General features: G+C 74.5%; 23 protein-coding genes. 17 read left to right on the top strand and 6 right to left on the bottom strand.

The genetic code is table 11. The annotated features are described in order from the left end of the window. Positions 1 to 53 precede the first annotated feature (53 nt). Together Q2K19_RS04375 and Q2K19_RS04370 are read left to right on the top strand one after the other, a co-directional pair. Positions 54 to 1,028 (top strand): ATP-binding cassette domain-containing protein, encoded by a 975-nt coding sequence (locus tag Q2K19_RS04375; protein WP_302767887.1) that lies wholly within the window; start codon positions 54 to 56, stop codon positions 1,026 to 1,028. Further along, the gene (locus tag Q2K19_RS04370; protein ID WP_302767886.1) at positions 1,025 to 1,834 is read left to right on the top strand and encodes an ABC transporter permease; all 810 of its coding nucleotides are present in this window, start codon (positions 1,025 to 1,027) and stop codon (positions 1,832 to 1,834) included. The genes Q2K19_RS04375 and Q2K19_RS04370 overlap by 4 nt, the downstream gene beginning before the upstream one ends. Before the next feature lie 49 nt (positions 1,835 to 1,883). Here Q2K19_RS04370 and Q2K19_RS04365 read toward each other — a convergent pair whose 3' ends face one another. Continuing rightward, complete coding sequence (locus tag Q2K19_RS04365) at positions 1,884 to 2,591, bottom strand: tetratricopeptide repeat protein (protein WP_302767885.1); 708 nt, start codon at positions 2,589 to 2,591, stop codon at positions 1,884 to 1,886. Between the two features lie 161 nt (positions 2,592 to 2,752). Here Q2K19_RS04365 and Q2K19_RS04360 point away from each other — a divergent pair, with 161 nt between their 5' ends. Further along, positions 2,753 to 3,652 (top strand): alpha/beta fold hydrolase, encoded by a 900-nt coding sequence (locus Q2K19_RS04360; protein WP_302767884.1) that lies wholly within the window; start codon positions 2,753 to 2,755, stop codon positions 3,650 to 3,652. Between the two features lie 60 nt (positions 3,653 to 3,712). On the opposite strand, the gene Q2K19_RS04355 is transcribed toward Q2K19_RS04360, so the two are convergent. Genes Q2K19_RS04355 through Q2K19_RS04345 form a run of 3 tightly spaced genes read right to left on the bottom strand, consistent with a single transcriptional unit; the run spans position 3,713 to position 4,834 of the window. Further along, entirely contained in the window at positions 3,713 to 4,123 is a 411-nt protein-coding gene (locus Q2K19_RS04355; protein WP_302767883.1) for a PLD nuclease N-terminal domain-containing protein, read from the bottom strand. Between the two features lie 28 nt (positions 4,124 to 4,151). Continuing rightward, positions 4,152 to 4,451: a DUF202 domain-containing protein gene (locus tag Q2K19_RS04350; protein WP_302767882.1), complete on the bottom strand. Its 300-nt coding sequence runs from the start codon at positions 4,449 to 4,451 to the stop codon at positions 4,152 to 4,154. Beyond that, positions 4,448 to 4,834, bottom strand: coding sequence for a YidH family protein (locus tag Q2K19_RS04345; RefSeq protein WP_302767881.1), 387 nt, complete (start codon positions 4,832 to 4,834; stop codon positions 4,448 to 4,450). Before Q2K19_RS04345 ends, Q2K19_RS04350 begins: the two co-directional genes overlap by 4 nt. A gap of 41 nt (positions 4,835 to 4,875) precedes the next feature. On the opposite strand from Q2K19_RS04345, the gene Q2K19_RS04340 reads away from it, so the two are divergent. The 9 genes from Q2K19_RS04340 (at position 4,876) to Q2K19_RS04300 (ending at position 13,799) form a co-directional block, all read left to right on the top strand. Next, positions 4,876 to 5,673, top strand: coding sequence for a GNAT family N-acetyltransferase (locus Q2K19_RS04340; protein WP_302767880.1), 798 nt, complete (start codon positions 4,876 to 4,878; stop codon positions 5,671 to 5,673). 2 nt (positions 5,674 to 5,675) lie between these two features. Next, entirely contained in the window at positions 5,676 to 6,080 is a 405-nt protein-coding gene (locus Q2K19_RS04335) for a hypothetical protein (protein WP_302767879.1), read from the top strand. A 389-nt stretch (positions 6,081 to 6,469) separates the two neighbouring features. Then, entirely contained in the window at positions 6,470 to 7,249 is a 780-nt protein-coding gene (locus Q2K19_RS04330) for an electron transfer flavoprotein subunit beta/FixA family protein (protein ID WP_302767878.1), read from the top strand. 11 nt (positions 7,250 to 7,260) lie between these two features. After that, entirely contained in the window at positions 7,261 to 8,220 is a 960-nt protein-coding gene (locus tag Q2K19_RS04325) for an electron transfer flavoprotein subunit alpha/FixB family protein (protein ID WP_302767877.1), read from the top strand. Between the two features lie 326 nt (positions 8,221 to 8,546). Then, a complete protein-coding gene (locus tag Q2K19_RS04320; RefSeq protein WP_302767876.1) occupies positions 8,547 to 9,722 on the top strand; it encodes a cysteine desulfurase family protein in 1,176 nt (391 codons plus the stop codon). 37 nt (positions 9,723 to 9,759) lie between these two features. Beyond that, entirely contained in the window at positions 9,760 to 10,833 is a 1,074-nt protein-coding gene (gene mnmA / locus Q2K19_RS04315; RefSeq protein WP_302767875.1) for a tRNA 2-thiouridine(34) synthase MnmA, read from the top strand. A 511-nt stretch (positions 10,834 to 11,344) separates the two neighbouring features. Further along, positions 11,345 to 12,349 (top strand): methionine synthase, encoded by a 1,005-nt coding sequence (locus Q2K19_RS04310; protein ID WP_302767874.1) that lies wholly within the window; start codon positions 11,345 to 11,347, stop codon positions 12,347 to 12,349. 35 nt (positions 12,350 to 12,384) lie between these two features. Next, complete coding sequence (locus tag Q2K19_RS04305; protein WP_302767873.1) at positions 12,385 to 12,753, top strand: VOC family protein; 369 nt, start codon at positions 12,385 to 12,387, stop codon at positions 12,751 to 12,753. Positions 12,754 to 12,785: 32 nt separating this feature from the next. Then, positions 12,786 to 13,799 (top strand): ADP-ribosylglycohydrolase family protein, encoded by a 1,014-nt coding sequence (locus Q2K19_RS04300; protein WP_302772271.1) that lies wholly within the window; start codon positions 12,786 to 12,788, stop codon positions 13,797 to 13,799. A gap of 12 nt (positions 13,800 to 13,811) precedes the next feature. Here Q2K19_RS04300 and Q2K19_RS04295 read toward each other — a convergent pair whose 3' ends face one another. Further along, positions 13,812 to 14,435, bottom strand: coding sequence for a type II toxin-antitoxin system PemK/MazF family toxin (locus Q2K19_RS04295; protein ID WP_302767872.1), 624 nt, complete (start codon positions 14,433 to 14,435; stop codon positions 13,812 to 13,814). A gap of 193 nt (positions 14,436 to 14,628) precedes the next feature. Here Q2K19_RS04295 and ligA point away from each other — a divergent pair, with 193 nt between their 5' ends. The 4 genes from ligA (at position 14,629) to gatA (ending at position 21,583) form a co-directional block, all read left to right on the top strand. Further along, positions 14,629 to 16,764, top strand: coding sequence for an NAD-dependent DNA ligase LigA (ligA, locus tag Q2K19_RS04290; RefSeq protein ID WP_302767871.1), 2,136 nt, complete (start codon positions 14,629 to 14,631; stop codon positions 16,762 to 16,764). A gap of 164 nt (positions 16,765 to 16,928) precedes the next feature. Next, complete coding sequence (locus Q2K19_RS04285) at positions 16,929 to 19,592, top strand: bifunctional diguanylate cyclase/phosphodiesterase (protein ID WP_302767870.1); 2,664 nt, start codon at positions 16,929 to 16,931, stop codon at positions 19,590 to 19,592. 213 nt (positions 19,593 to 19,805) lie between these two features. Beyond that, the gene (gene gatC, locus Q2K19_RS04280) at positions 19,806 to 20,111 is read left to right on the top strand and encodes an Asp-tRNA(Asn)/Glu-tRNA(Gln) amidotransferase subunit GatC (protein WP_091268917.1); all 306 of its coding nucleotides are present in this window, start codon (positions 19,806 to 19,808) and stop codon (positions 20,109 to 20,111) included. Then, positions 20,108 to 21,583 carry an Asp-tRNA(Asn)/Glu-tRNA(Gln) amidotransferase subunit GatA gene (gatA, locus tag Q2K19_RS04275; protein WP_302767869.1) on the top strand — a complete coding sequence of 492 codons (1,476 nt, stop codon included), beginning with the start codon at positions 20,108 to 20,110 and terminating at the stop codon, positions 21,581 to 21,583. Before gatC ends, gatA begins: the two co-directional genes overlap by 4 nt. Positions 21,584 to 21,671: 88 nt before the next feature. Here gatA and Q2K19_RS04270 read toward each other — a convergent pair whose 3' ends face one another. Beyond that, positions 21,672 to 22,667, bottom strand: a complete 996-nt coding sequence (locus Q2K19_RS04270; protein ID WP_302767868.1) for a helix-turn-helix domain-containing protein — start codon at positions 22,665 to 22,667, stop codon at positions 21,672 to 21,674. 61 nt (positions 22,668 to 22,728) lie between these two features. On the opposite strand from Q2K19_RS04270, the gene Q2K19_RS04265 reads away from it, so the two are divergent. Then, the gene (locus tag Q2K19_RS04265) at positions 22,729 to 23,832 is read left to right on the top strand and encodes a WD40/YVTN/BNR-like repeat-containing protein (RefSeq protein WP_302767867.1); all 1,104 of its coding nucleotides are present in this window, start codon (positions 22,729 to 22,731) and stop codon (positions 23,830 to 23,832) included. The last annotated feature ends 27 nt before the right edge of the window (positions 23,833 to 23,859 follow it).

Genomic DNA, 23,859 nt, shown 5'->3' with positions numbered 1-23,859 from the left:
CGTCAGCGCCGTCGCTCAAGGTGGGGTGACCAGCGAGAACGACGGGAGTTCCGATGACATACGCGATCCGCGCGGAGGGGCTGGTCCGCCGCTTCGGCGCGACCACCGCCCTGGCCGGGGTGGACCTGGCGGTCCCGACCGGGACGGTCTTCGGGCTGCTCGGGCCGAACGGGGCCGGCAAGACCACCGCCGTCCGGGTGCTGGCCACGCTGCTCGCCGCCGACGAGGGACACGCCACCGTCGGCGGCTACGACGTCCACCGCGACGCCCACCGGGTGCGCCAGCTGATCGGCCTCACGGGCCAGTACGCCTCGGTCGACGAGAACCTGACCGGCACCGAGAACCTGCTGCTCATCGGCCGGCTGCTCGGGATGTCCCGGGCTGACGCCCGCTCCCGCGCCCGGCAGCTGCTCGCCGACTTCCAGCTCACCGACGCCGCCGAACGGGCCGCCAAGACCTACTCCGGCGGCATGCGCCGCCGCCTCGACCTGGCCGCCAGCCTCGTCGGCCGGCCGCAGGTGCTCTTCCTCGACGAGCCGACCACCGGCCTCGACCCGCGCAGCCGCAACGAGCTGTGGGACATCGTCCGCAACCTGGTCGCCGACGGGGTGACCGTGCTGCTCACCACCCAGTACCTGGAGGAGGCGGACCAGCTCGCCGGCGAGATCGCCGTGGTCGACCACGGCCGGGTCATCGCCCAGGGCACGCCCGAGGAGCTGAAGGCCCGCACCGGCGGCCAGGTGCTCGCCGTCCGGCCGGTCGACCCCGCCGACCTGCCCACCGTGCTGGCCATTACCCGGGAGGTGACCGGGGCCGCTCCCGAGGTCGCCCAGACCAGCGTCTCGGTGCCGGTGAACGACCCGGGCGTGCTGCCGGCCGTGGTCCGCCGGCTCGACGCCGCCGAGGTCGCGGTGGCCGAACTGGCCCTGCGCGGCGCCAGCCTGGACGAGGTCTTCCTCTCCCTGACCGGTCACCGGGCCGAGCAGGACGCCCCCGCCGACGCCGACCTGGAAAGGATTCCGGCATGACCACCGCCACCCTCGCCGCCCCGCTCGCCCCGGCCCGCCGGCCGAGCCTCGCCGCCGGGCTGCGGCACACCTTCACCCTGGCCTGGCGGAGCCTGGTGCAGATCAAGCACAACCCGATGGAACTGCTCGACCTGAGCATCCAGCCGGTGATGTTCGTGCTGCTCTTCACGTACGTCTTCGGCACGGCGATCGCCGGCTCCCCGAGCGACTACCTGAAGTTCGCGCTGCCCGGCATCATCGTGCAGAACGCGTTCTTCGCCACCATGACCACCGGCTTCGGGCTCAACAATGACCTCACCAAGGGGGTCTTCGACCGGCTCCGGTCGCTGCCGGTGGCCCGCTGGGCGCCGCTGGCCGGCCGGATCGTCGCCGACACGGTCAAGCAGGCGTGGTCGGTGGCGCTGCTGCTCGGGGTCGGGATGATCCTCGGGTTCCGGGTGGGCAACGGGTTCGCCGGGCTGCTGGCCGCGTTCGCCCTGCTGCTGGTCTTCTCCCTGGCCGCCTCGTGGATCTCGGTGCTGGTCGGGGTGCTGGTCAGCGAGCCGGACAAGGTGCAGATCTTCGGCTTCATGGTGATCTTCCCGCTCACCTTCACCAGCAACGCGTTCGTGCCGACCGACAAGATGCCGTCCTGGCTGCAGCGGTGGGTCGAGATCAACCCGGCCACCATCCTGGCCGACGCGCTGCGCGGCCTGCTGGTCTCCGGCCCGGTCCTCGGCCCGGTCACCAGGTCGCTGATCTGGGCCGCCGTGCTGCTCGCCGTGTTCGCCCCGCTCGCGGTGCGCGCACTCAGGCGTCGAGTGTGACGGTGACCGCCTCGGCGGCGGTCTCCAACCGATGGCCCAGCCCGTCCGCTTACGCCTCGGCGAAGCCCGCCTCGCCGAGCGCGGCGCGGGCCGCGGCCTCCAGCCGGGGGCGGTCCAGGATCGCCCGGTCCGGGCCGCCCCGCACGCCGCTCGCCGCGCCCAGCAGCCGGCCGGCGGCGGCCGGGCGGCCCAGTCGCAACGCCAGGTCGGCGAAGCCGACCAGCACCGCCCCGACGATCGGGGCGTCCTGCGAACCGACGGCCAGCTTCAGGGCCTGGTCGTGGTGGGTGCGGGCGCTCACGAGGTCGCCGTCGACGGCGTCGAGCAGGGCCAGGTTGCTGGCGTGCAGCGCCCGCCACTGCGGCGCGACGGTGCGCTCGCCGAGCAGGCGGATGCTCTCCCCGAGGCAGGCCCGCGCCCCGGCCCAGTCGCCCTGGGCGCGCAGGATCTCCGTCCGGCCGTGCGCCACCGCCGCCCGGGTCTCGTCGGAACCGCTGAGGTCCGCCTCCCGCTCGGCCTGGGCCAGCACCGCCAGGGCCCGGTCGTGGTCACCGCGCCGCCACAGGTTGTGCGCCAGCCGGAACCGCATCTCCGGGACGTCGTCCCGCACCCCGAGCCTCTCGAAGTAGGCGAGGGCCTCCTCGTGGAACGGGGTGGCCCGGGCCGCCTCGCCCCGCCGGTCCAACAGGTCCGCCAGGGCGGTGAGACCGAACGACATGCCCCAGCGGTCCCGGGGGCCGAGCAGGCTGATCCGCACGAGGTCGATTCTGCCCGGCCGGCGCTCGCACCCGGTGTGCGGCGTGGGTGGCGAAGCGCGCCGGTGTCCGGGTCCGGCCACGCCGGCCCGGCCGAGGCCGTAGCGTCGGGACTCAGGGGTGTGCCATGGGGGATGTGTCGGGTGCCCTCGGGGTTCGGGAGGTGCGGGTGCCCCGGGGGCCGTACCACCTGCACGCCGAGGTGCGGCCGGGCAGCGGCCCGGCAGTCGTGCTGCTGCACGGATTGCCGGACAACCTGCACCTGTACGACCGGGTGGTGCCATTGTTGCCGGGTCGCTGCGTGGTGCGGTTCGACTTCCTCGGCTGGGGTCGCTCGGACAAGCCGGCCCGATATCCGTACACGGCTGACAACCAGGCCGGGGATCTGCTCGCGGTGCTCGACCATCTGGAGCTGCGTGACGTCGTGCTGGTGGCACACGACGCCTCCGGACCGCCCGCGATCGACGTAGCCCTGATGCAGCCGGAACGGGTGGCCCGGCTGGTACTGCTGAACACCTACTACCACGCCACGGTCGGGCTGCGCCGGCCGCCGGCGATCGCGCTGTACTCGACGCCCGGTCTCGGCCCGCTGGCCCAAGCGCTGGCTCGCCGCCGGCCGGCGCTGCACCGGCGGCTCTTCCACTGGCAGGTGGGGAGGTTCATCCGCGACCCCGCGCAGCGAGGTCCGATCGTGTCGCGGCTGTGGGCCGACTTCCCGGCCGAGACGCCCGCGTTCTGGCGGCTCAACGACGATCTGCTCGGCACGGTGCTGCGCCGCCGCCGGCGGCTACCGGATCTCCGGCGCTTCGACCGACCGGTCGACATCCTGTTCGGCGCCGCCGACCGGTACCTGAACCCACGGGTGGCGCTGGCATTCGTCCGGGCGTTCCCGGACGCGCGGCTGCGCCTGGTGCCCGGGGCGGGCCACTACGTGCAGGTGGACGCGCCGGAGGCGGTGGCGTCGGTGCTCCTGGACCAGGGCCCCGCCCAGCTGCCGCACCGGGACGCGGCGACGTCGCGGGTGCCCGCCTCGCCGTCGCGAGGTCGACCCGCCGAGTGGTAGGTGGTGCGCGGCGGCGCCCGTACTTCCGCTGCCCCGCCGCCACATGGGCGCGGCCCGCGCTCAGACCTCCGGCCGGTCCCGGTCTCCCTCCCGGCGGCGCAGGTCCTCCTCGCGCCGACGCAGGTCCTCCTCCCAGCGCCGGAGCAGCTCCTGGTCGTCCCGACGGGACCGCTCAGCCAGCCGGGACAGGAACTCCGGGTCGTCGTCCGGCGCGACCGGCCGCCGGCGGCGATCCTGCTCGGAGAACCCGTTCCCCATCGGCCAGGCGGTGCGGGGGCGCTGGCCGCCCGGCTCCCGCCCGGCGACGAACCAGGCGATCGAGCCGACCAGCGGGAAGAACAGGATGATCAGCACCCAGGCGATCCGGGGCAGCGCCCGGATCTCACCCTCCTCAGCGGAGAGACAGCTGATCAGCGCGCAGATGGCGAGCACGACCTCGGCCAGGAAGAGAAGCCCGTACAGGCGAACCATGTCCGACATCATGGACCACCGATGCCGTTCACCGCAGCCCGCGAAGTACGTGCAGCACGCCCAGCAGGGCGAGCCCGACCGCGGCGAGCGCGGTCAGCGGGAACGACCAGCGCTCCGCCCGCCGGGGTCCGACGCCGGTGGCCCGGCGCCAGTCGACCAGGAGCGTGGCCAGCCAACCGGCCACCGCGACGCCGGCCAGCAGCGCGTCGAACACGCGGCCGCTGAGCGCCAGCCGTACCTCCAGCACGATGACCCCGGTGAAGGCCAGCAGGGTGCGTCGCCAGGCGAGCCGGGTGCGCTCCGGCTGTAGTCCCGGGTCGCGGGTCACCCGATCCACCGGGCCAGCACGACGACCACCAGCAGCAGGGCGCCGAGCGCGACGACGAGGGCGAGCACGGCCGGGAACCGGGACGCGGGCAGCTCCTCGCCGAGCCGGATGGCCCGCTCGGTCCGCGCCCAGTGGTCCACCGCGCGGACCGCGACCGTGGCGCCGAGCAGCAGCAGCACGACGGCGATCACCTCGCGCAGGTGGGCCAGCGGGAGCGGGGGCAGGAACTGCGCCGCGGCCAGCCCGCCGGCGATCAGCGCCAGCCCGGTACGCAGCCAGGCCAGGAATGTCCGCTCGTTGGCCAGCGAGAAGCGGTAGTCGGGCGTCGTCCCCACCGACCGCAGCTCCCGTGGATCGAACCAGCGTTTGATCGCCTCCCACACATCGCCGATTATCCGCTTTGCCCCGTGCATAGCCTGAGAGGATGACCGATCTTGACGCGCGGAGCCTGCGCGACGCCTATGACACTCAGATCCGCCCGGAGATCCCGGACCCATTGCCGGCCGGGGTGACCGTCGACCGGGACGGCCCGCTGGTCCGGATCCTCGGCCTGGACCAGCGCGGCTTCATCACCTACCGGGACCTGGGCGGGCTGGCCGGCGCCGAGCTGGACGCGCTGATCGCCCGGCAGGTCGGGTTCTTCCGCGACCGGGGCGAGGCGGTCGAGTGGAAGCTCAACGGCCACGACGAGCCGGCCGACCTCGGTGACCGGCTGCGCGCCGCCGGCTTTGTGCCGGAGGACCTGGAGACCGTTGTGGTCGGCCCGGTCGCGGCCCTGGCCGCCGCCGTCCCGCTCCCGCCCGAGGGGGTACGCCTGCGCGAGGTGACCACCTGGGAGGACCTGGAACGGATCGCCGCGATGGAGGAGGCGGTCTGGGACGAGGACCGGAGCCACCTGGTGACCGGGCTGGCGAAGGAGATCGAGGCCGACCCGCAGTCGATCACGGTGGTTGTGGCCGAGGCGGGCGACACGGTGGTCAGCGCGGGCTGGGTGCGCTACGTGCGCGGCACCGGCTTCGCCACCCTCTGGGGTGGCTCGACCCTGCCGGAGTGGCGCAAGAAGGGCATCTACCGGGCGCTGGTGGCGTACCGGGCGCGGCTGGCCGAGCAGCGCGGCAAGACGCTGGTGCAGGTGGACTGCTCGCCGGACAGCCGGCCGATCCTGGAGCGGCTCGGGCTCGTTGCGGTCACCACCACCACCCCGTACGTCTACACTCCGTGATCATGGAACCGTTGACGGCGGACGAGCTGCTGACCCTCAAGACGGGGGCTTTCGGGGCCGTCTTCCTGGTCTCCAACGCCGAGCCGGGGATGCTGGCCATGGTGCGGGAGAGCTTCGCCGCGTCCGGCGCGTTCGGGGACGCCGGCGGGGTGGTCAAGGAGGCGCTGACCGACGGCCCGCTGCCGCAGCTGCCGCGGGACTCCGCGCTGGAGATCGAGGCGGCCGTGCTGCCCGCGCTGCGCCGGTCGGTGGAGATCCTGCGGGCGAAGTCGCCGGGGGACGTCGCGACGTACCGGTCGGTGGTGCTGACCGCGGCCGACCGGGTGGCGCAGGCCCAGGCCGGGATGACGCCGGCCGAGGCGGCGGTGATCGACAAGATCAGGCAGGCGCTGGCCGGGTCCGCCTGACCGGCTCGGCCGACCAGAGCGCCCGGACGCTGGCCCGGACGCAGCGGTCCCGGACCCGGCCGCAGGCGCACCGGTAGGTGTCCGGGACCATCCGGCGACAGGCCCGGCGGGAGATGGCGACGCCGCCCGCCGCGCCTCGGCCGTCCGGCCGTACGCTGATTTCCGACATATCCGTCACCTCCCGTTTCCGGGAGCTTACCGGGCGCGACGAGCCGCGGTGAGCTGTGTCACTCTGAGGCCTCGGGAGGGTGATGCTACTTGCGGGTAACATTGCCCCGTGGGCAACTGCACAGCGGCCCGCGGTTGACCGATCGTTAAGTCACGCGGGAGGCTGCGCCCGTGACCGGGCGAGTGATCGCTACACCAAACAGGAGGGTCGTCGAAGCGCGATGAACATCGTCGTACTCGTCAAGCAGGTGCCCGATTCGGGCGCGGACCGCAACCTGCGTTCTGACGACAACACCATCGACCGCGGCTCGGCGAACAACGTCATCAACGAGATGGACGAGTACGCCATCGAAGAGGCGTTGAAGATCAAGGAAGCGCACGGCGGCGAGGTCACCATCCTCACCATGGGTCCGGACCGGGCGACCGAGTCGATCCGCAAGGCGCTCTCCATGGGCCCGGACAAGGCCGTGCACGTGGTGGACGACGCCCTGCACGGGTCCTGCGCCGTGACCACCTCGAAGGTGCTCGCCGCCGCCCTCGGTCAGCTGGGCGCGGACCTGGTCATCTGCGGTGCCGAGTCGACCGACGGCCGGGTCCAGGTGCTGCCGCACATGATCGCCGAGCGGCTGGGCGTGGCCGCCCTGACCGGCGCGCGCAAGCTCACCGTCGACGGCTCCACCCTCACCGTCGAGCGGCAGACCGAGGAGGGCTACGAGGTGGTCACCGCCTCGACCCCGGCCGTGGTCTCCGTCTGGGACACCATCAACGAGCCGCGCTACCCCTCCTTCAAGGGCATCATGGCCGCCAAGAAGAAGCCGGTGCAGACGCTCTCCCTGGGTGACCTCGGGGTCGCCCCCGCCGAGGTGGGCTTCGACGGCGCGACCAGCGCCGTGCTCGAGCACACCAAGCGCCCGCCGCGCTCCGGCGGCACCAAGATCACCGACGAGGGCGAGGGCGGCTCCAAGCTGGTCGAGTTCCTCGCCACCGAGAAGTTCGTGTGAGAGGTCTGGACATGTCTGAGGTTCTCGTCGTCGTCGAAGCCACCCGGGAATTCGGCGTCAAGAAGGTCACCCTGGAGATGCTCACCCTCGCCCGCGAGCTCGGCACGCCGAGCGCGGTCGTGCTCGGTGGCACCGGTGCCGCCGAGGCGCTGAGCGCCAAGCTGGGCGAGTACGGCGCGGAGAAGATCTACGCCGCCGAGGGTGAGGAGATCGACGGCTACCTGGTGGCCCCGAAGGCCACCGTGCTGGCCGAGCTGGTCCAGCGGGTGCAGCCGGCCGCCGTGCTGCTCGCCTCCTCCCAGGAGGGCAAGGAGATCGCCGCCCGCCTGGCCGTCAAGCTGGACAACGGCATCCTGACCGACGTGGTCGCGCTCGCCGCCGACGGCACCGCGACCCAGGTCGCCTTCGCCGGCTCCACCATCGTCAAGTCCAAGGTCACCAAGGGCCTGCCGCTGGTCACCGTCCGGCCGAACTCGCTCAACCCGACCCCGGCCGCGGCCACCCCGGCCGTCGAGCAGCTCACCGTCTCCGTCGCCGACGCGGACAAGCTGGCCAAGGTCGTCGAGCGGGTCGCCGAGCAGAAGGGCTCCCGCCCCGAGCTGACCGAGGCGTCGGTCGTCGTCTCCGGCGGTCGTGGTGTCGGCAACGCCGACAACTTCAAGCTGGTCGAGGAGCTGGCCGACCTGCTCGGCGGCGCGGTCGGCGCGTCCCGCGCGGCGGTCGACTCCGGCTTCTACCCGCACCAGTTCCAGGTCGGCCAGACCGGCAAAACCGTCTCCCCGCAGCTCTACGTCGCGCTGGGCATCTCCGGCGCGATCCAGCACCGGGCCGGCATGCAGACCTCGAAGACGATCGTCGCGGTGAACAAGGACGCCGAGGCGCCGATCTTCGAGCTGGCCGACTTCGGCGTGGTGGGTGACCTGTTCAAGGTCGTCCCGCAGGCCGCCGAGGAGATCCGCAAGCGGAAGTGACCCTGGCCGGCTGACCTACGACAGAGCCGCCGTCCGGTGATCCGGGCGGCGGCTCCGTCATGTGTGTCACGCCCTTCCCGATGCGGTGGGAAGGGAGCTGATCGGCGGGCCGGGGAGCTGAGCCGGCCCGCCGATCAGCCCGTTCAAGGGGGCGCGAGCCCACCCCGAGCGTACCGGGCCGGGGATCGCGAGGGCTCCCCGGGATCGATCGGCCGGGCCTCCGAGTACCCAGGAATCGATGGACGATTCGCGCCGGCCCCCACCCGGCTCACGAGCGGCGATCCGGCGGACGGCGGGCCGCTCGCCGGCCGTTAGGCTGAACGGTGATGGCATACCTGGATCACGCGGCGACGACCCCGATGCTCGACGAGGCACTCGAGGCGTACGTCGCCACGGCCCGCGAGGTGGGCAACGCGTCGTCGCTGCACGCGGCGGGCCGGCGTGCCCGGCGGCGAGTGGAGGAGTCCCGCGAGCGGGTGGCCGCCGTGCTCGGCGCCCGCCCCTCCGAGGTCATCTTCACCGGGGGCGGGACGGAGAGCGACAACCTCGCGGTGAAGGGTCTCTTCTGGGCTCGCCGCGCCGCCCGCGCCGAGCGGACCCGGGTCGTCTCCAGCGCCGTCGAGCACCACGCGGTGCTGGACGCGGTCGACTGGCTGGCCGGTCACGAGGGCGCCGAGGTGGGCTGGCTGCCGGTTGACGCCGCCGGCCGGCTCGACCCCGAGCGACTCCGCGCCGAACTGGCCGCGCACGGCGACCGGGTGGCCCTGGTCACCGCGATGTGGGCCAACAACGAGGTGGGCACCGTGCAGCCGGTGGCGGAGCTGGCGGCGGTCGCCGCCCGGCACGGCGTGCCGTTCCACACCGACGCGATCCAGGCGGTCGGCCAGGTGCCGGTCGACTTCGCCGCCAGCGGCGTCTCCGCGCTGACCGTCACCGGGCACAAGCTCGGCGGCCCGGCGGGGGTCGGCGCGCTGCTGCTGGCCCGGGACGTCGCCGCCACCCCGCTGCTGCACGGCGGCGGCCAGGAGCGGGACGTCCGCTCCGGCACCCTCGACACCGCCGGCATCGTGGCCTTCGCGGTCGCCGTCGAGGCCGCCGTGAAGGGCCAGCAGGAATACGCGGCCCGGGTCGCCGCGCTCCGCGACGAGCTGGTCGAGCGGGTCCGGCAGGCGGTGCCCGAGGTGATCTTCAACGGCGACCCGGTCGACCGGCTCCCCGGCAACGCGCACTTCTCGTTCCCCGGCTGCGAGGGGGACGCCCTGCTGCTGCTCCTCGACGCCCAGGGGATCGCCTGCTCGACCGGCTCGGCCTGCTCCGCCGGGGTGGCCCAGCCCTCCCACGTGCTGCTGGCCATGGGCGCCGACGACGACCGCGCCCGCTCGTCGCTGCGCTTCACCCTCGGCCACACCAGCACCAGGGCGGACGTGGACGCCCTCATCGCCGCGCTGCCGGCGGCCGTCGAGCGGGCCCGCCGCGCGGCCGCCCTCCGCACCCCCCGCTGACCCGGATACGCTCGGTGAGGAAGAGGGGAGTGAGCCGGTGAGGGTTCTGGCGGCGATGTCGGGCGGAGTGGACTCCGCTGTGGCGGCGGCGCGTGCGGTGGCGGCCGGGCACGACGTGACCGGCGTGCACCTGGCGCTGGCCCGCAACCCGCAGACCTACCGCACTGGCGCCCGCGGCTGCTGCACGCTGGAGGACTCCCGGGACGCCCGCCGTGCCGCCGACGTGCTCGGCATCCCGTTCTACGTCTGGGACATGGCCGACCGGTTCCACGCGGACGTGGTGGACGACTTCGTCGCCGAGTACGCCTCCGGCCGTACCCCGAACCCGTGCCTGCGCTGCAACGAGAAGATCAAGTTCGCCGCGGTGCTGGACCGCGCGGTGGCCCTCGGCTTCGACGCGGTGGTGACCGGCCACCACGCCCGGCTGGGCCCCGACGGCCTGCTGCGCCGCAGCGTCGACCTGGCCAAGGACCAGTCGTACGTCCTCGCGGTGCTGACCCGCGCGCAGCTCGACCGGTCGATCTTCCCGCTCGGCGACTCCACCAAGGCCGAGGTGCGCGCGGAGGCCGCCCGGCGCGGCCTCGCGGTGGCCGATAAGCCCGACTCGCACGACATCTGCTTCATCGCCGACGGCGACACCCGCGGCTTCCTCGCCCAGCGGCTCGGCGAGGCTCCCGGCGACGTGGTCGACGCGCTCAGCGGCGCGGTGATCGGCAGCCACACCGGCGCCTACCAGTACACCGTGGGGCAGCGGCGCGGCCTGCACCTGGACCGGCCCGCCCCGGACGGCCGCCCGCGCTACGTGCTCTCCATCACCCCGAAGACCAACACGGTGACGGTCGGCCCGGCCGAGGCGCTGGAGGTCTCCCAGGTGGGGGCCACCCGCCCGGTGTGGACGGGCGGCGAGCCGCCCGCCGGCCCGATCGAGTGTGAGGTGCAGCTGCGGGCGCACGGCGACGTGGTGCCCGCCACGGTGTCCCTGAGCGCCGACGGGCTGCACGCCGAGCTGCGCCGCCCGGTCCGCGGTGTCGCCGCCGGCCAGGCGATCGTGGCCTACCGCCCCGACCCGGCCGGCGACATCGTCCTCGGCTCCGCCACCATCACCGGCTGAGCGTCCGGGCCCCGCCTCGCTGCCGTCCCCGTGCTCCTTCGGGCTGTCGCCGTCGCACCGCCGTCGGCCGGTTCGGCTGGCCGCCTGCGGCCTGGGTGCCTCCGTCACGCCGGGCCGGCGGGTGTCTCGCTGCCTCTGGACCTGATGTCGTCAGCCCCTAGCCGGCCACGTCCGCCCTGGGTGCCGCGGCGCCAAGCCGGGCCGGCAAGGGTGTCCGGCTTCCTTTGGAGCTGATGCCGTCAACGACTCACCAGCCCTCGGCGGGGTGTCGGCGGATGCGTGGCGAGGGCTGGGGAGGGGGTCGGTGAGTCGTTGGTGATGTCAGCTCCAAAGGCGGCCGACGATGTGTCCCGCCGCCGGGCAGCACGGCGGGCCGCGGCATCCCCGCCACGCTCGCGCCGAGGTGCGGTACGCCCGTCGCCACGCTCGCGCTGCGCGGCGCCGCACCGCAGGTCGGTGGACGCGCCGCGTCCGCGTCCGGAGCGGAACGGGCAGCGGATAGTCTTCGGCGGTGAGTGATCAGCTCTGGCACTGGCCCGCCGGGGCGGCGACCGGCATCGGTTCGCTGCCCGGCACCGACATCGCCGAGGCGCAGCGCATCGTGCTCGGCGAGTTGCCCGCCCTGCCGCACCTGCCGGAGCTGCCCGCGCGGGGCCCCGGCGCCGACCTGATCGGCCGCAGCGCCGGCCTACTCGTGGAGCTGCCGGTCGAGCTGTACGCGGCCCGCTGGCGGATCGCCCCCCGCCCCGGCAAGGACCTGCGCCGCGCCCGCGACCTGATGGAACGCGACCTCGACCAGCTCGCCGAGCAGGCCGAGGAGTACGCCGGCCCGGTCAAGGTCCAGGCGGGCGGCCCGTTCACCCTGGCCGCGTCGCTGGAGCTGCCGATCGGCGGCCGGATGATCCGCGACCCGGGCGCCGTGCGGGACCTCGCCGGCTCGCTCGCCGAGGGGCTGCGCGGGCACGTCGAGGCGGTGGCCCGCCGGCTGCCCCGCGCGTGGGTGCTGCTCCAGCTCGACGAGCCGTCCCTGCCGGCGGTGCTGGCCGGTCGGGTGCCCACCGAGAGCGGCTTCGGCACCTACCGGTCGGTGGAGGCGGAGGTCGCCCGGGCGCTGCTGCGCGACGTGATCGAGGCGGCCGGCGTGCCGACCCTGGTGCACTGCTGCGCGCCCGACGTGCCGCTCGAGCTGATCCGCAGCGCCGGGGCCGCCGGCGTGGCCCTCGACCTTGCGCTGGTCACCGACCTGGACCCGCTCGGCGAGGCGATCGACGCCGGGCTCGGGCTGCTGGCCGGCGCCGCGCCCGCGCTGCCGCCGTCCGGCGGTCGCGCCCCCAGCTCGGCGCAGCTGGCCGACCGGGTACGCAAGGTCTGGGACCAGCTCGGCTTCCCCCGCCGGCGGCTCCCCGAGCAGGTCGTGGTCACCCCCGCCTGCGGCCTGGCCGGGGCCACCCCGGCGTACGCCCGGGCGGTCCTCGCCGCCTGCCGGGACGCCGGGCGGCGGCTGGCCGAGGAATAGGTTTCCGGTCGTACCTGCGGGGCAGGATGACCGGCATGATTGGACAGCTGCGTTCCGTGGTGATCGACTGCCCCGATCCGCGCGCGCTGGCCCGCTTCTACGCGGAGCTGCTCGGCCTCCCGCTGATCGAGGACAACTCCGACGGCGACGACTGGGTGGTGCTCGGCGGTCCGGCGGGGCACCAACCGCGCCTCGCCTTCCAGAAGGCGCTCGACCTGCGCGCCCCCGACTGGCCCGACCCGGAGCGGCCGCAACAGTTCCACCTCGACGTGACGGTGGACGACATCGAGGCCGCCGAGAAGGCGGCGTTGGCCCTGGGCGCGCGGCGGCTGCCGGGCGAGGGTGACGGCTGGCGGGTCTACGCCGACCCGGCCGGACACCCGTTCTGCCTCTGCTGGGACTGACCGCCGGGAGGCGCGGCTTGCGCCGCCGAGGCATGATCGCCACCGTGATCGACTCCACGCCGCGCCGCGCCTCCGGTTCGCTCTTCGGCCTCGCCTACGGCGACGCCCTGGGCAGGCCCACCGAATTCCTCACCGTCGCCGAGATCGTCCGGCGCTACGGCCCGACCGGTCCCCGCGAGCTGACCGGCGACCCGGCGCTGGTCACCGACGACACCCAGATGGCGCTCGCGGTGGCCTGGGCGCTGCACGACGCGCCCGCGTACACGCCGGAGGCGGTGGAGCCGCTGCTGCGGCGGCGGTTCATCGACTGGTCGGTCAGCCCCGAGAACAACCGTGCGCCCGGGATGACCTGCCTGCGGGCCTGCGCCGAGCTGGACCGGGGCGGCCGCTGGCAGGAGGCCACCGTGGCCGGCTCGAAGGGGTGCGGGGCCAACATGCGGGTCACCCCGGTCGGGTTGCTCGACGTCGACCTCGACACCCTCGCCGGGCTGGCCCAGCTCCAGGCCGGCCTGACCCACGGCCACCCGACCGGCCTGGTGGCCAGCGAGCTGACCGCGTACGCGGTCCGGCTGCTGCGCGACGGCGCCGCGCTCGCCGACCTGCCCGGCCTGCTCGCCGCGCGGGCCCGGGAGCAGCGCACCGTCTACCGGCACGACTGGCTCGGCGACCTGTGGCAGCGGCCGGGCGGCTCGACGCCGGAGGAGTTCATCGCCCGGGGCTGGGACGAGTGCCTGCGGGTCCTCGGTCGGCTCGACGCGGCGCTGGTCCGCCCGGACGACGGCGGCGACCCGTGCCGGCTCACCGGTGAGGGCTGGATCGCCGAGGAGGCCCTGGCCACCGCGCTGCTCTGCGCGCTGCGCCACCCGGACGACCCGGTCGGCGCGCTGGCCCGGGGCGCCACCACGGCCGGCGACTCCGACTCGATCGCGGCCCTCGCCGGCGCCTTCGTCGGCACCGCCCACGGTATGTCCGCCTGGCCGGCCGACTGGTCCGCCCGCATCGAGTACGCCGACCAGCTCACCGCCCTGGCCGCCCCGCACGACTGAGCGCCGGGCGGGTCAGGTGGTCAGGTGGGGGAGGCGGCGGAGCTGACGCCAGAGGTCGGGGTCGCAGGCGCCGGCCCGGTCCGCGAAGGCGGCGGCGGGTACGGCGATCGGCTCGCTGATGTCCAGCCAGCTGTCGTGGTCCGCGTCCGCGTCCCAGTCCCGGGTCGGGATGCGGACGTGGTCGTCCCGGTCCGACTTGTCCTGGCTGGTGATCTTGAGGACCTCGGCGCCCCGGTCGTCGGCGTGCAGCACCAGGCAGGGGCGCACCTTGGAGCCGGTCCCGTCGGCGTAGGGCACGTCGGCCCACCAGATCTCGCCGGGACGGGGCGTGCCGGCCGGCCGTCGGTCGGCGTCCCGGGGCCGGGGCGGCGCTGCGGCGCGTCCCGGGGAGGCCTCGGTGCCGGGGCGGCCGCCGCCCGATCGGGGTCGACCGCCGGGACGGGTGCCGCCGCGACCCGGGCGGGCGCCGCCGTCGCCGGGACGGGTCTCCGCGTCGCGACGGGTGCCGGGACGACCCGGGCGCCTGCCGACCGAGCGGCCATCCGGGCCGGCGGATCGCCGGCGCCACTCGCCCCACAGCCAGCCGGCCACCACCGCGGCCACGATCACCGCCGCCCAGCGCAGCCCGTCCGCCATCCGTGCCTGCCTCTCGTCCCCGGCGGTCCGCCGCCGTGCGGCGATGGTCGCACGGCCGCGCCGCCGCCGCCCGGTGGCGCGGCCGCCGCGCGCCTGCTCAGGGCGGGTAGGAGGACGCTTGTCACCCCCGCCCGCTACCGTTCGGGGGTAGCACGATCTCGGGAGGTCGACAGCGGTGTCCGAAGGCGGCGGCGTGTCCGAAGAAGCGGTTCCCCAGGCGGTCAGTCCGGCGCAGGAGGCGGCGGCGGGCGCCGAGCCGACCCCGGAGGCGCGGGAGCGGCACGCCACGCTGAGCCAGGAGCTGACCGAGCACCAGTACCGCTACTACGTGCTCGACGCGCCGGTCATCTCGGACACCGAGTTCGACAAGCAGTTGCGCGTGCTGGAGGCGCTGGAGGCGGAATACCCGGCGCTGCGCACCCCCGACTCGCCGACCCAGCGGGTCGGCGGCACCTTCTCCACCGACTTCACCCCGGTCACCCACGCCGAGCGGATGCTCTCGCTGGACAACGCCTTCGCCGACGAGGAGTTGGCCGCCTGGGCCGAGCGGGTCGAGCGGGACGCCGGCGGCCCGGTGCCCTACCTGTGCGAGCTGAAGGTCGACGGCCTGGCCATCAACCTGACCTACGAGAAGGGCCGGCTGGTCCGGGCCGCCACCCGGGGCGACGGGCGCACCGGCGAGGACGTCACCGCCAACGTGCGCAGCATCAGGGACGTCCCGTCCCGGCTCACCCCGTCCGACGACTTCCCCGAGGTGCCGGCGTTCCTGGAGGTGCGCGGCGAGATCTACTTCCCGGTCGCCGCCTTCGCCGACCTCAACGCCGGCCTGGTCGAGCAGGGCAAGGCGCCCTTCGCCAACCCGCGCAACGCCGCCGCCGGCAGCCTGCGCCAGAAGGACCCGCGGGTCACCGCCTCCCGGCCGCTGCGCCTGGTGGTGCACGGCATCGGCGCCCGCCGGGGCTTCCAGCCGACGGCGCAGTCCGAGTCGTACGCGGCGCTGAAGGCGTGGGGGCTGCCCACCAGCGACCGCTGGCGGGTGGTGCCCGACCTGGCCGGGGTGGCGGAATTCATCGCCTACTACGGCAAGCATCGGCACGACGTCGAGCACGAGATCGACGGCGTGGTGGTCAAGGTCGACCCGGTCGCCATCCAGGGGCGGCTCGGCTCCACCAGCCGCGCGCCGCGCTGGGCGATCGCCTTCAAGTACCCGCCGGAGGAGGTGACCACCAAGCTGCTCGACATCGACGTCAACGTCGGGCGGACCGGCCGGGTCACCCCGTTCGCCGTCCTCGAGCCGGTCCGCGTGGCCGGCTCCACGGTCGCCCTGGCCACCCTGCACAACGCCCAGGAGGTCGAACGCAAGGGCGTGCTGATCGGCGACACCGTGGTGCTGCGCAAAGCCGGCGACGTCATCCCCGAGGTGCTCGGCCCGGTGGTCGACCTGCGTCCCGCCGACGCCCGCCCCTTCGTCATGCCCACCACCTGCCCGGCCTGCGGCACCCCGCTCGCGCCGGCCAAGGAGGGCGACGTCGACATCCGCTGTCCCAACGCGCGTACCTGCCCGGGGCAGATCCGCGAGCGGGTCTTCTACCTGGCCAGCCGCAGGGTGCTCGACATCGAGGCGCTCGGCGAGAAGAGTGCCGCCGCGCTGCTGGACGGGCAGATCATCACCAACGAGGGCGACCTGTTCCAGCTCGACGAGGAACAGCTCGTCCGCTCGCCGTTCTTCGTCAACAAGGACGGCACCCTCGGCAGCAACGCCACCAAGCTGCTGGACAACCTGGCCGTCGCCAAGGAGCGGGACCTGTGGCGGGTGCTCGTCGCGCTCTCCATCCGGCACGTCGGCCCGACCGCGGCGCAGGCCCTCGCCCGGCACTTCCGCTCGATCGACGCGATCGAGGCGGCCGGCGCGGAGGAGTTGTCCTCGGTGGACGGCGTCGGCCCGACCATCGCCGACAGCATCAAGGAGTGGTTCGCCGTCGACTGGCACCGCGAGGTGGTGCGCAAGTGGGCCGAGGCCGGCGTCCGGATGGCCGAGGAGGCCGGCGAGGAGGGGCCCCGTCCCCTCGAAGGGATGACCGTGGTGGTCACCGGCACGCTCGCCGGCTTCAGCCGGGACCAGGCGTCCGAGGCGATCCAGAGCCGGGGCGGCAAGGTCACCGGCTCGGTCTCCAAGAAGACCAGCTTCGTGGTCGTCGGGGACAACCCCGGCTCCAAGGCCGACAAGGCGGCCAGCCTCAAGCTGCCCGTCCTGGACGAGGAGGGCTTCCGGGTGCTGCTGGAGTCCGGCCCGGAGGCGGCCCGGGAGGTGGCCCGCGTCGAGGGCTGAGGGCGGGCTCGCGGTGCATCCTGACGGGGCCTGGTGGCGGATACCAAGTTAGTTACGACTGCGACCGATTCGTGACTGTCATGTCGGGGAAATCGGCACCGAGGGCGTTTCATTGGCGTACGGCGTGTGAACGGCGCACGCCACGGCCGTCCCCGGGAGGTGCGATGGAGACCGCCGACCCGCGCAACTCCGTGCCACCCGGGCGGGGTGCCCCGTTCTTCGGCTTCGTCGCCGCGGTCGGCCTCCTGGCGGTGCTGGTCTCGGCCGGGCCGCTGGCCGGGCTGCCCGATCGGGTGCCCGACCTGCCGGTGGCCTTCTGGACGATGGCGGCGCTCGCCGTCGCCTGCGACGCCCGGCCGTTCGTGCCGCCCGGCCGGCGGGAGACCTCGGCGGTCTTCCCGTCGACCTGCTTCACCTTCGCCATCCTGCTCGGCTGGGGGCTCGGTCCGGCCGTCGCGGTGCAGGCCGTGGCGGTGGCCGTCTCCGGCTGGCGGATGAGGCACGCGGTGTGGCGCACCGGCTTCAACGCCGCCCAGTACGCCTGCGCCCTCGCCGGCGCGTACCTGGTCACCCGGCTCGGGCCGGGTGACCTGTTCGGCGGCGGGCGGCTGCACTGGACGGACGTGGCCGTGGTCGGCGCCGCCACCGGGATCTGGTTCGCGGTCAACTACGCGCTGGTCAGCTCGGCGATCCGGCTGCGCTTCGGCGACCGCTGGTGGCCGACCGTCCGGCTCGGGCTGGCCTACGAACTGCTCGCCACCGGCTCGCTGCTGCTGCTCGCCCCGGTGCTGGTGGCCGCCGCCCGGGTCAGCGCCGCGCTGATCCCACTGGTGCTGGTGCCGCTCTTCGCCGTCTACCGGATGGCCCGGCTCTCCGCCGAGCGGGAGCAGTTGGCCGCGCTCGACCCGCTCACCGGGCTGCCCAACCGCAAGGCGCTGCTGTCCGAGGTGGCCGAGCAGGTGCACCTGCACGCCGAGCGGGCCGCCCGGGGCGAACCGGACGCGCACCTGGCCCTGCTGCTGCTCGACCTGGACCGGTTCAAGCACGTCAACGACGCGCTCGGGCACGCGGTGGGGGACCGGCTGCTGGTCGAGGTGAGCGCCCGGCTGGCCGGGGTGGTCGGCCCGGGCGACCTGCTGGCCCGGCTCGGCGGCGACGAGTTCGCCATCGTCGTCCCCCGGCTCACCGGCACCGACCAGGCGCGCGAGCTCGCCGACCGGGTGGTCGCCGCGCTCGCCGAGCCGGTGCCGCTCGACGGGTTGCCGCTCGACGTGGGCGGCTCCATCGGCCTCGCGATCTTCCCGGAGCACGGCGAGGACTTCGCCACCCTGATGCGCCACGCCGACGTGGCCATGTACGACGCCAAGCACCGCAACGACACCGTCGCCGTCTACGCGGCCGAGTCCGACCACAACTCGGCCGAGCGGCTCAGCCTCCTGGCCGACCTGCGCCGCGTGCTGGAGACCACGCCGGCGCTGCCGGTGGCGGAGCCGCCCGGCGGCGTACGCGGGGGCGACGGCGCGGCCCTCGCGCCCGCCCCCGGGCTGGCGGCGCCGGAGGGCGGCGGCTCGGGCGACGGCGTGTCCCGCAACGGCGGCCGGGGCGGGGCGGCCCGGCCCGGCGGCGGCCCGGGGCGGCGCTGGCTGCGCCGGCGACGCGCGCGGGCCGAGGTGGGTACCGACGACGAGCTGATCAACCGGATCCTCACCGGCGCCGACCCGATCCGCCGCCGGGCCGTCCGGGCAACGGCGGCCCCGGCCGGCGAGGCCGCCCTGCTTCCGGAGGCGTCCGGCGGGCTGCTCGACGACCGCCCGGCGGCGCCACCCGCCGGCCCGCCGGAGGCCGAGGTGAGCGGGGACGGCGCCGCCCAGCGGGAGGCCGGGGTGAATGGGGACGGCGCCGCCCAGCGGGAGGCCGGGGTGAATGGGGACGGTGCCGGCCAGTCGGAGGCCGGGGTGAGCGGGGACGGTGCCGCCCAGCCGGAGGCCGGGGTGAGCGGGGACGGCGCCGCCCAGCTGGAGCCGGCGGAGCCGCGCGGCGCGGCCCGGGCGGCCGGCGGGGCGCGGACGGACGAGCCGGCCGGGGACCCGGGCGAGATCACCATGTACTACCAGCCGCAGATCGCCATCGCGACCGGCGAGGTGGTCGGGGTGGAGGCGCTGCTGCGCTGGCGGCACCCGCGCCGGGGGATGGTCGACCCGGGGGAGCTGATCCAGGTGGCCGAGCAGAGCGCGGTGATGCGGCTGCTCACCCGCCGGGTGGTGGACGATGTGGTGGAGCAGGTGGCGAAGTGGTCGGCGGCCGGGATCACGCTGCGCGCCGCGCTCAACGTCAGCGTCCGTGACCTGCACACCGGCGAGATCGCCGACCAGATCGCCGACCGGCTGGCCCGGTACGGCGTCAGCCCCGACCGGCTCCAGGTGGAGATCACCGAGGGCGCCCTGATGGCCGACCCGAGGCGGGTGCTGGCCAGCATCTCCCAGCTGCACCGGATCGGGGTCGGCATCGCGCTGGACGACTTCGGCACCGGGTACTCGTCCCTGCAGCACCTGCGCCGGCTGCCGCTGTCCGAGGTGAAGGTGGACCGGTCGTTCGTCCTGGGCATGGCGGACGACCCCGACGACGCGGCGATCGTCCGGTTCATGATCGAGCTGGCCGCGGCGCTCGGCCTGCGGGTGGTGGCCGAGGGCGTGGAGGACGAGCGCACCTGGCGGCTGCTGCACGCGGCCGGCTGCGACGTGGCTCAGGGCTGGTTCCACGCCCGGCCCATGCCCGCCGGCGACCTGGTCACCTGGTTGTCCCGCTACCGGCCGGTCCGCCCGCGGTGACCGGCGACGGTGACGGGCCCCGCCGGCGCGCCCGCTGAGCGGTGGCCTCGCCGGCCCGGCGCGGTCCGGCCGCCGGGCCGGTGGGGGAGTCGGAGGCGTCGCCGCGACCGCAGGACAATAGACTCGCTCCGGCCACCGCGCGTCATCGCTACCGTCGAGCGCGCGGGCCGGCACACCGCAGACGCAGCAGGACAGCCACGAAGGGGGCACCCGATGGCCGCCATCTCCCGCGAGGAGGTCGCGCACCTCGCGCGACTGTCGCGGCTCGCCGTCACCGAGGAGGAGTTGGACACCTTCGCCGGTCAGCTGGACGTGATCCTCCAGTCGGTCGCCCAGGTCGGTGAGGTCGCCGCGGCGGACATCCCGCCGACCTCCCACTCGGTGCCGCTGACCAACGTCCTCCGCGAGGACGTGGTGACGCCGTGCCTGACCCCGCAGGAGGCGCTGTCGGGCGCGCCCGACGCCGAGGAGCAGCGGTTCCGCGTCCCGCGGATCCTGGACGAGGATGTGGCTTCATGAGCGACCTGACCAAGCTCACCGCGAGCGAGATCGCCGGGCTCGTGGCGAGCGGGGAGACCTCCGCCGTCGAGGTGACCCGGGCCCACCTGGACCGGATCGCCGCCGTCGACGACCGCGTGCACGCCTTCCTGCACGTCGACAGCGAGGGCGCGCTCGCCGCCGCCCGGGGCGTGGACGAGCGCCGGGCCGCCGGCGAGGAGCTCGGCCCGCTCGCGGGCGTGCCGGTCGCCGTCAAGGACGTGCTCACCACCAAGGGCGTGCCGACCACCGTCGGGTCGAAGATCCTGGAGGGCTGGCGCCCGCCGTACGACTCGACGATCGTGCAGCGGCTGCGCGACGCCGGCACGGTGATGCTCGGCAAGACCAACATGGACGAGTTCGCGATGGGCTCCTCCACCGAATACTCCGCGTACGGCCCGACCCGCAACCCGTGGGACCTGGCGCGCATTCCGGGCGGCTCCGGCGGCGGCAGCGCCGCGGCGCTGGCCGCGTACGAGGCGCCGCTGTCGATCGGCTCGGACACCGGCGGCTCGATCCGCCAGCCGGGCGCGGTCACCGGCACCGTCGGCGCGAAGCCCACCTACGGCGGCACCTCCCGGTACGGCCTGGTGGCGTTCTCCTCGTCGCTGGACACGCCGGGGCCGTGCGCGCGTACCGTGCTGGACGCCGCGCTGCTGCACCAGGTGATCGGCGGGCACGACCCGCGCGACTCCACCTCCATCCCGGCCCCGGTGCCGGACGTGGTCGGCGCGGCGAGGCTCGGCGCGACCGGCGACCTGACCGGGGTGAAGCTCGGTGTGGTCAGCGAGTTCACCGGCGAGGGCGCCGAGCCGGGCGTGATGGCCGCGTTCCGCGAGTCGGTGGAGGCGCTGGCCAAGCTGGGCGCGGAGATCGTCGAGGTCTCCTGCCCGCACTTCAAGTACGCGCTGCCGGCCTACTACCTGATCGCGCCGAGCGAGTGCTCCTCCAACCTGGCCCGGTTCGACGGTGTCCGGTTCGGCCTGCGGGTCGGCGACGACGGCAACCGGTCGCTGGAGGAGGTCATGTCGCTAACCCGCGAGGCCGGCTTCGGCCCCGAGGTGAAGCGGCGCATCATGATCGGCACGTACGCGCTCTCCTCGGGCTACTACGACGCCTACTACGGCCAGGCGCAGAAGGTCCGCACCCTGATCACCCGGGACTTCACCGCGGCGTTCGAGCAGGTGGATGCGCTGATCTCGCCGACCACCCCGTTCGTGGCCTTCCCGATCGGGTCGCGCACCGCCGACCCCTACCAGATGTACCTGGCCGACCTGTTCACCATCCCGACCAACCTGTACGGCGGGCCGGCCATCTCGGTCCCGTGCGGCCTCGCCGACGGGCTCCCGGTCGGTTTCCAGATCATGGCTCCGACCATGGCCGACGACCGGATGTACCGGGTCGCCGCCGCGCTGGAGTCCACGGTCGGCACGTTCACCCCGCCGGCGCTGTAGCACCGGCGCACGACACGGTTCACCGGCGCCGGCGGTCTCCGCCGGCGCCGGTGGCGTGTCCGCGCCCCGCGACAGCCGCCGTCGCGGCTCAGGCCAGGCCGCGGCGTCCGGCCTGCAGGCCGGCCTGGAAGCGGGTACGCGCGCCGAGCGCGGCCAGCAGGGCGGACGAGCGGCGACCCAGGGTGCGGACGCTCACCCCGAGTTCCCGGGCGATGGCTTCGTCCTTGAGGCCGGTGGCGAGCAGCCCCAGCAGCCGCAGGTCCAGCTCCTCGGCCGCGGTCGCGGGCTGCTCCGGGTCCCAGATCGGCAGCGGCGTGGCCTGCGCCCACAGCATCTCGAAGAGCTTCACCAGCGCGGACACCACCATCGGCGCGCGGATCACCAGCGCCGCGTCCACCGCCCGCTCGCTGGCCAGCGGCAGCAGCGCCATCGCGCGGTCGCCGATCGCCAGCTTCAGTGGCACGTCCGTGTGCACCCGGGCCTGTTCCCCGGCCGCCACGGCGGCCATGGCCTGCTCGAAGGCGCCCGGCAGCGCGAACGCCTCCGGGGCGTAGATCCCCCGTACGCTGGCCGCCCGGCCGAGCAGTTCGTTCTCCGGCACGTTCGCGGACGCCACCTCCTGCGCGTACGGCGGGCGGTCGAGCACCAGCAGCTCGCTGGTGACCCCGTGGGTGAGCTGGACGAACTGGGCCTCCACCGCAGCCCGGCCGGTGACGATCTCGAGCAGCTCGTCCGGGCTGGTCAGCAGCTCCTGCGGAAACTCCTCCGCGATCCGCTCGGCGGCCCGGCGCGCCGCCGCGAACTCCTCGGTGCGGCGTACCACCAGGGCGTTCACCGCGACGTCGGGGCGGGTCGCCAGGAACCGGGTGCCGGAGCCGACGAGGCGGCTGACGAAGCCGAGATCCTCCAGCCGGTCGGTCGCGGCGCGCACCACCCGCTGGCTCTCGCCGACCTGCTGGGCGAGCTCCGGCACGCTCGACTGCCGCCGGCGCAGCAGGGCCAGGTAGACCGATTCCTCCACCGGGGTCAGACCCAACGACTCGAACACCCGCGCCCCCTCCCGCGGCTGTCCGACCCAGGTCATGGCCGGGCTCGGACACCCGAAACTGTGGCGATCGGCGCATGTCCACGTCTAGACATGCATCATGATCTTCTCCCGATTGAGCGGCGTACTGGCGCTGGCCGTCACGGTCGCCGGCGCCGTCGACCTCGCCGCCGCAGCCCCCGCCGCCGCCGCAGACGGCTGGCACCGCCCGCAGTGCGGCGTGGTGCAGGGCGACGGTTCGGTGACCTTCACCCGCAACGACGGGGCCTTCCTGGCGCCGACCACGACCGCGGTCACCCCGGTGGCGTACCCCCGGCTCGTCGCGCTGAGCACGCCGAACACCCTGGTGGCCATCTCGAAGACGTCGATCCAGCGGTCCACCGACGCCGGCTGCAGCTGGCAGCAGGTCGGCGGCACCGCGCTGAACCTGGCGGCGTACGACCTGGCCGCCGGAGCGGACGGCACCGCCTACGCGTACGGCGTGAACGACCAGCCTGTCTTCCGGGTGCGGGCCGACCAGATCAGCGAGGTCGCCGGCCCGGTCCCGGGTGACGGCGTGGCCGCCCTGGCGGTGGACCGGACCGATCCGCGGGCGTTGCGGGCGGTCAGCAAGGCCGGACAGCTCTACGACTCCGGCGACGGCGGCGCGACCTGGACCGTCGTCGGGTCGCCGGCCGGCCAGGACGAGTTCGTCTACCAGGCCGCCGTCGATCCCGCCGACCGGGACCACGTCATCGTCGGCACCATGGGCAACGGCAGCTACGTGACGTTCGACGGCGGCCTCAGCTGGACCCGGTCCGCGGGGGTGGGCGCCACCCCGCACGCGAACGGCTTCTCCGTGGCCTTCTCCCCGGTGGATCCGCGGACGGTCTGGCTGGAGGGGTACGACCTGAGCCAGAACGACAACTCCGCCCGGCACATCTGGCGCTCGACCGACGGGGGCCGCAGCTTCGTGTCGGTGCTCGACGGCGCCGGGCCGACACTGATCAACGGCACCCGGCTCTGGCCGAGCCCGGCCGACCCGGACGTGCTCTACTTCGCCTACGGCACGTGGTTCGGCGGTTACGGAACCGATCTCTACCGGTACGACGCGTCGACCGGCCGGCTGACCTCGCAGCACAACCCCCACGACGGGATCGCGGACGTCGCCTTCAACCCGGCCGACCCGCAGGTGATGTACCTCGGCGTGGTCGAGGAACGCTGACCTCCGGGCCCGCCCGGGGACGGATCC

It is taken from the genome of Micromonospora sp. NBRC 110009 (assembly GCF_030518795.1).
Taxonomy (GTDB): domain Bacteria; phylum Actinomycetota; class Actinomycetes; order Mycobacteriales; family Micromonosporaceae; genus Micromonospora.
This window is presented reverse-complemented; position numbering and strand designations above follow the sequence as displayed.

What these genes read in the sequence shown, in the direction of transcription:
- Q2K19_RS04375 (WP_302767887.1), top strand. Translation starts at nt 54, where the DNA reads ATGACATACGCGATCCGCGCGGAGGGGCTGGTCCGCCGCTTCGGCGCG.
- Q2K19_RS04370 (WP_302767886.1), top strand. Translation starts at nt 1,025, where the DNA reads ATGACCACCGCCACCCTCGCCGCCCCGCTCGCCCCGGCCCGCCGGCCG.
- Q2K19_RS04355 (WP_302767883.1), bottom strand. Translation starts at nt 4,123, where the DNA reads ATGGTTCGCCTGTACGGGCTTCTCTTCCTGGCCGAGGTCGTGCTCGCC.
- Q2K19_RS04340 (WP_302767880.1), top strand. Translation starts at nt 4,876, where the DNA reads ATGACCGATCTTGACGCGCGGAGCCTGCGCGACGCCTATGACACTCAG.
- Q2K19_RS04335 (WP_302767879.1), top strand. Translation starts at nt 5,676, where the DNA reads ATGGAACCGTTGACGGCGGACGAGCTGCTGACCCTCAAGACGGGGGCT.
- Q2K19_RS04330 (WP_302767878.1), top strand. Translation starts at nt 6,470, where the DNA reads ATGAACATCGTCGTACTCGTCAAGCAGGTGCCCGATTCGGGCGCGGAC.
- Q2K19_RS04325 (WP_302767877.1), top strand. Translation starts at nt 7,261, where the DNA reads ATGTCTGAGGTTCTCGTCGTCGTCGAAGCCACCCGGGAATTCGGCGTC.
- Q2K19_RS04320 (WP_302767876.1), top strand. Translation starts at nt 8,547, where the DNA reads ATGGCATACCTGGATCACGCGGCGACGACCCCGATGCTCGACGAGGCA.
- Q2K19_RS04305 (WP_302767873.1), top strand. Translation starts at nt 12,385, where the DNA reads ATGATTGGACAGCTGCGTTCCGTGGTGATCGACTGCCCCGATCCGCGC.
- Q2K19_RS04300 (WP_302772271.1), top strand. Translation starts at nt 12,786, where the DNA reads ATGATCGCCACCGTGATCGACTCCACGCCGCGCCGCGCCTCCGGTTCG.
- Q2K19_RS04295 (WP_302767872.1), bottom strand. Translation starts at nt 14,435, where the DNA reads ATGGCGGACGGGCTGCGCTGGGCGGCGGTGATCGTGGCCGCGGTGGTG.
- Q2K19_RS04285 (WP_302767870.1), top strand. Translation starts at nt 16,929, where the DNA reads ATGGAGACCGCCGACCCGCGCAACTCCGTGCCACCCGGGCGGGGTGCC.
- gatC (WP_091268917.1), top strand. Translation starts at nt 19,806, where the DNA reads ATGGCCGCCATCTCCCGCGAGGAGGTCGCGCACCTCGCGCGACTGTCG.
- gatA (WP_302767869.1), top strand. Translation starts at nt 20,108, where the DNA reads ATGAGCGACCTGACCAAGCTCACCGCGAGCGAGATCGCCGGGCTCGTG.
- Q2K19_RS04270 (WP_302767868.1), bottom strand. Translation starts at nt 22,667, where the DNA reads ATGACCTGGGTCGGACAGCCGCGGGAGGGGGCGCGGGTGTTCGAGTCG.
- Q2K19_RS04265 (WP_302767867.1), top strand. Translation starts at nt 22,729, where the DNA reads ATGATCTTCTCCCGATTGAGCGGCGTACTGGCGCTGGCCGTCACGGTC.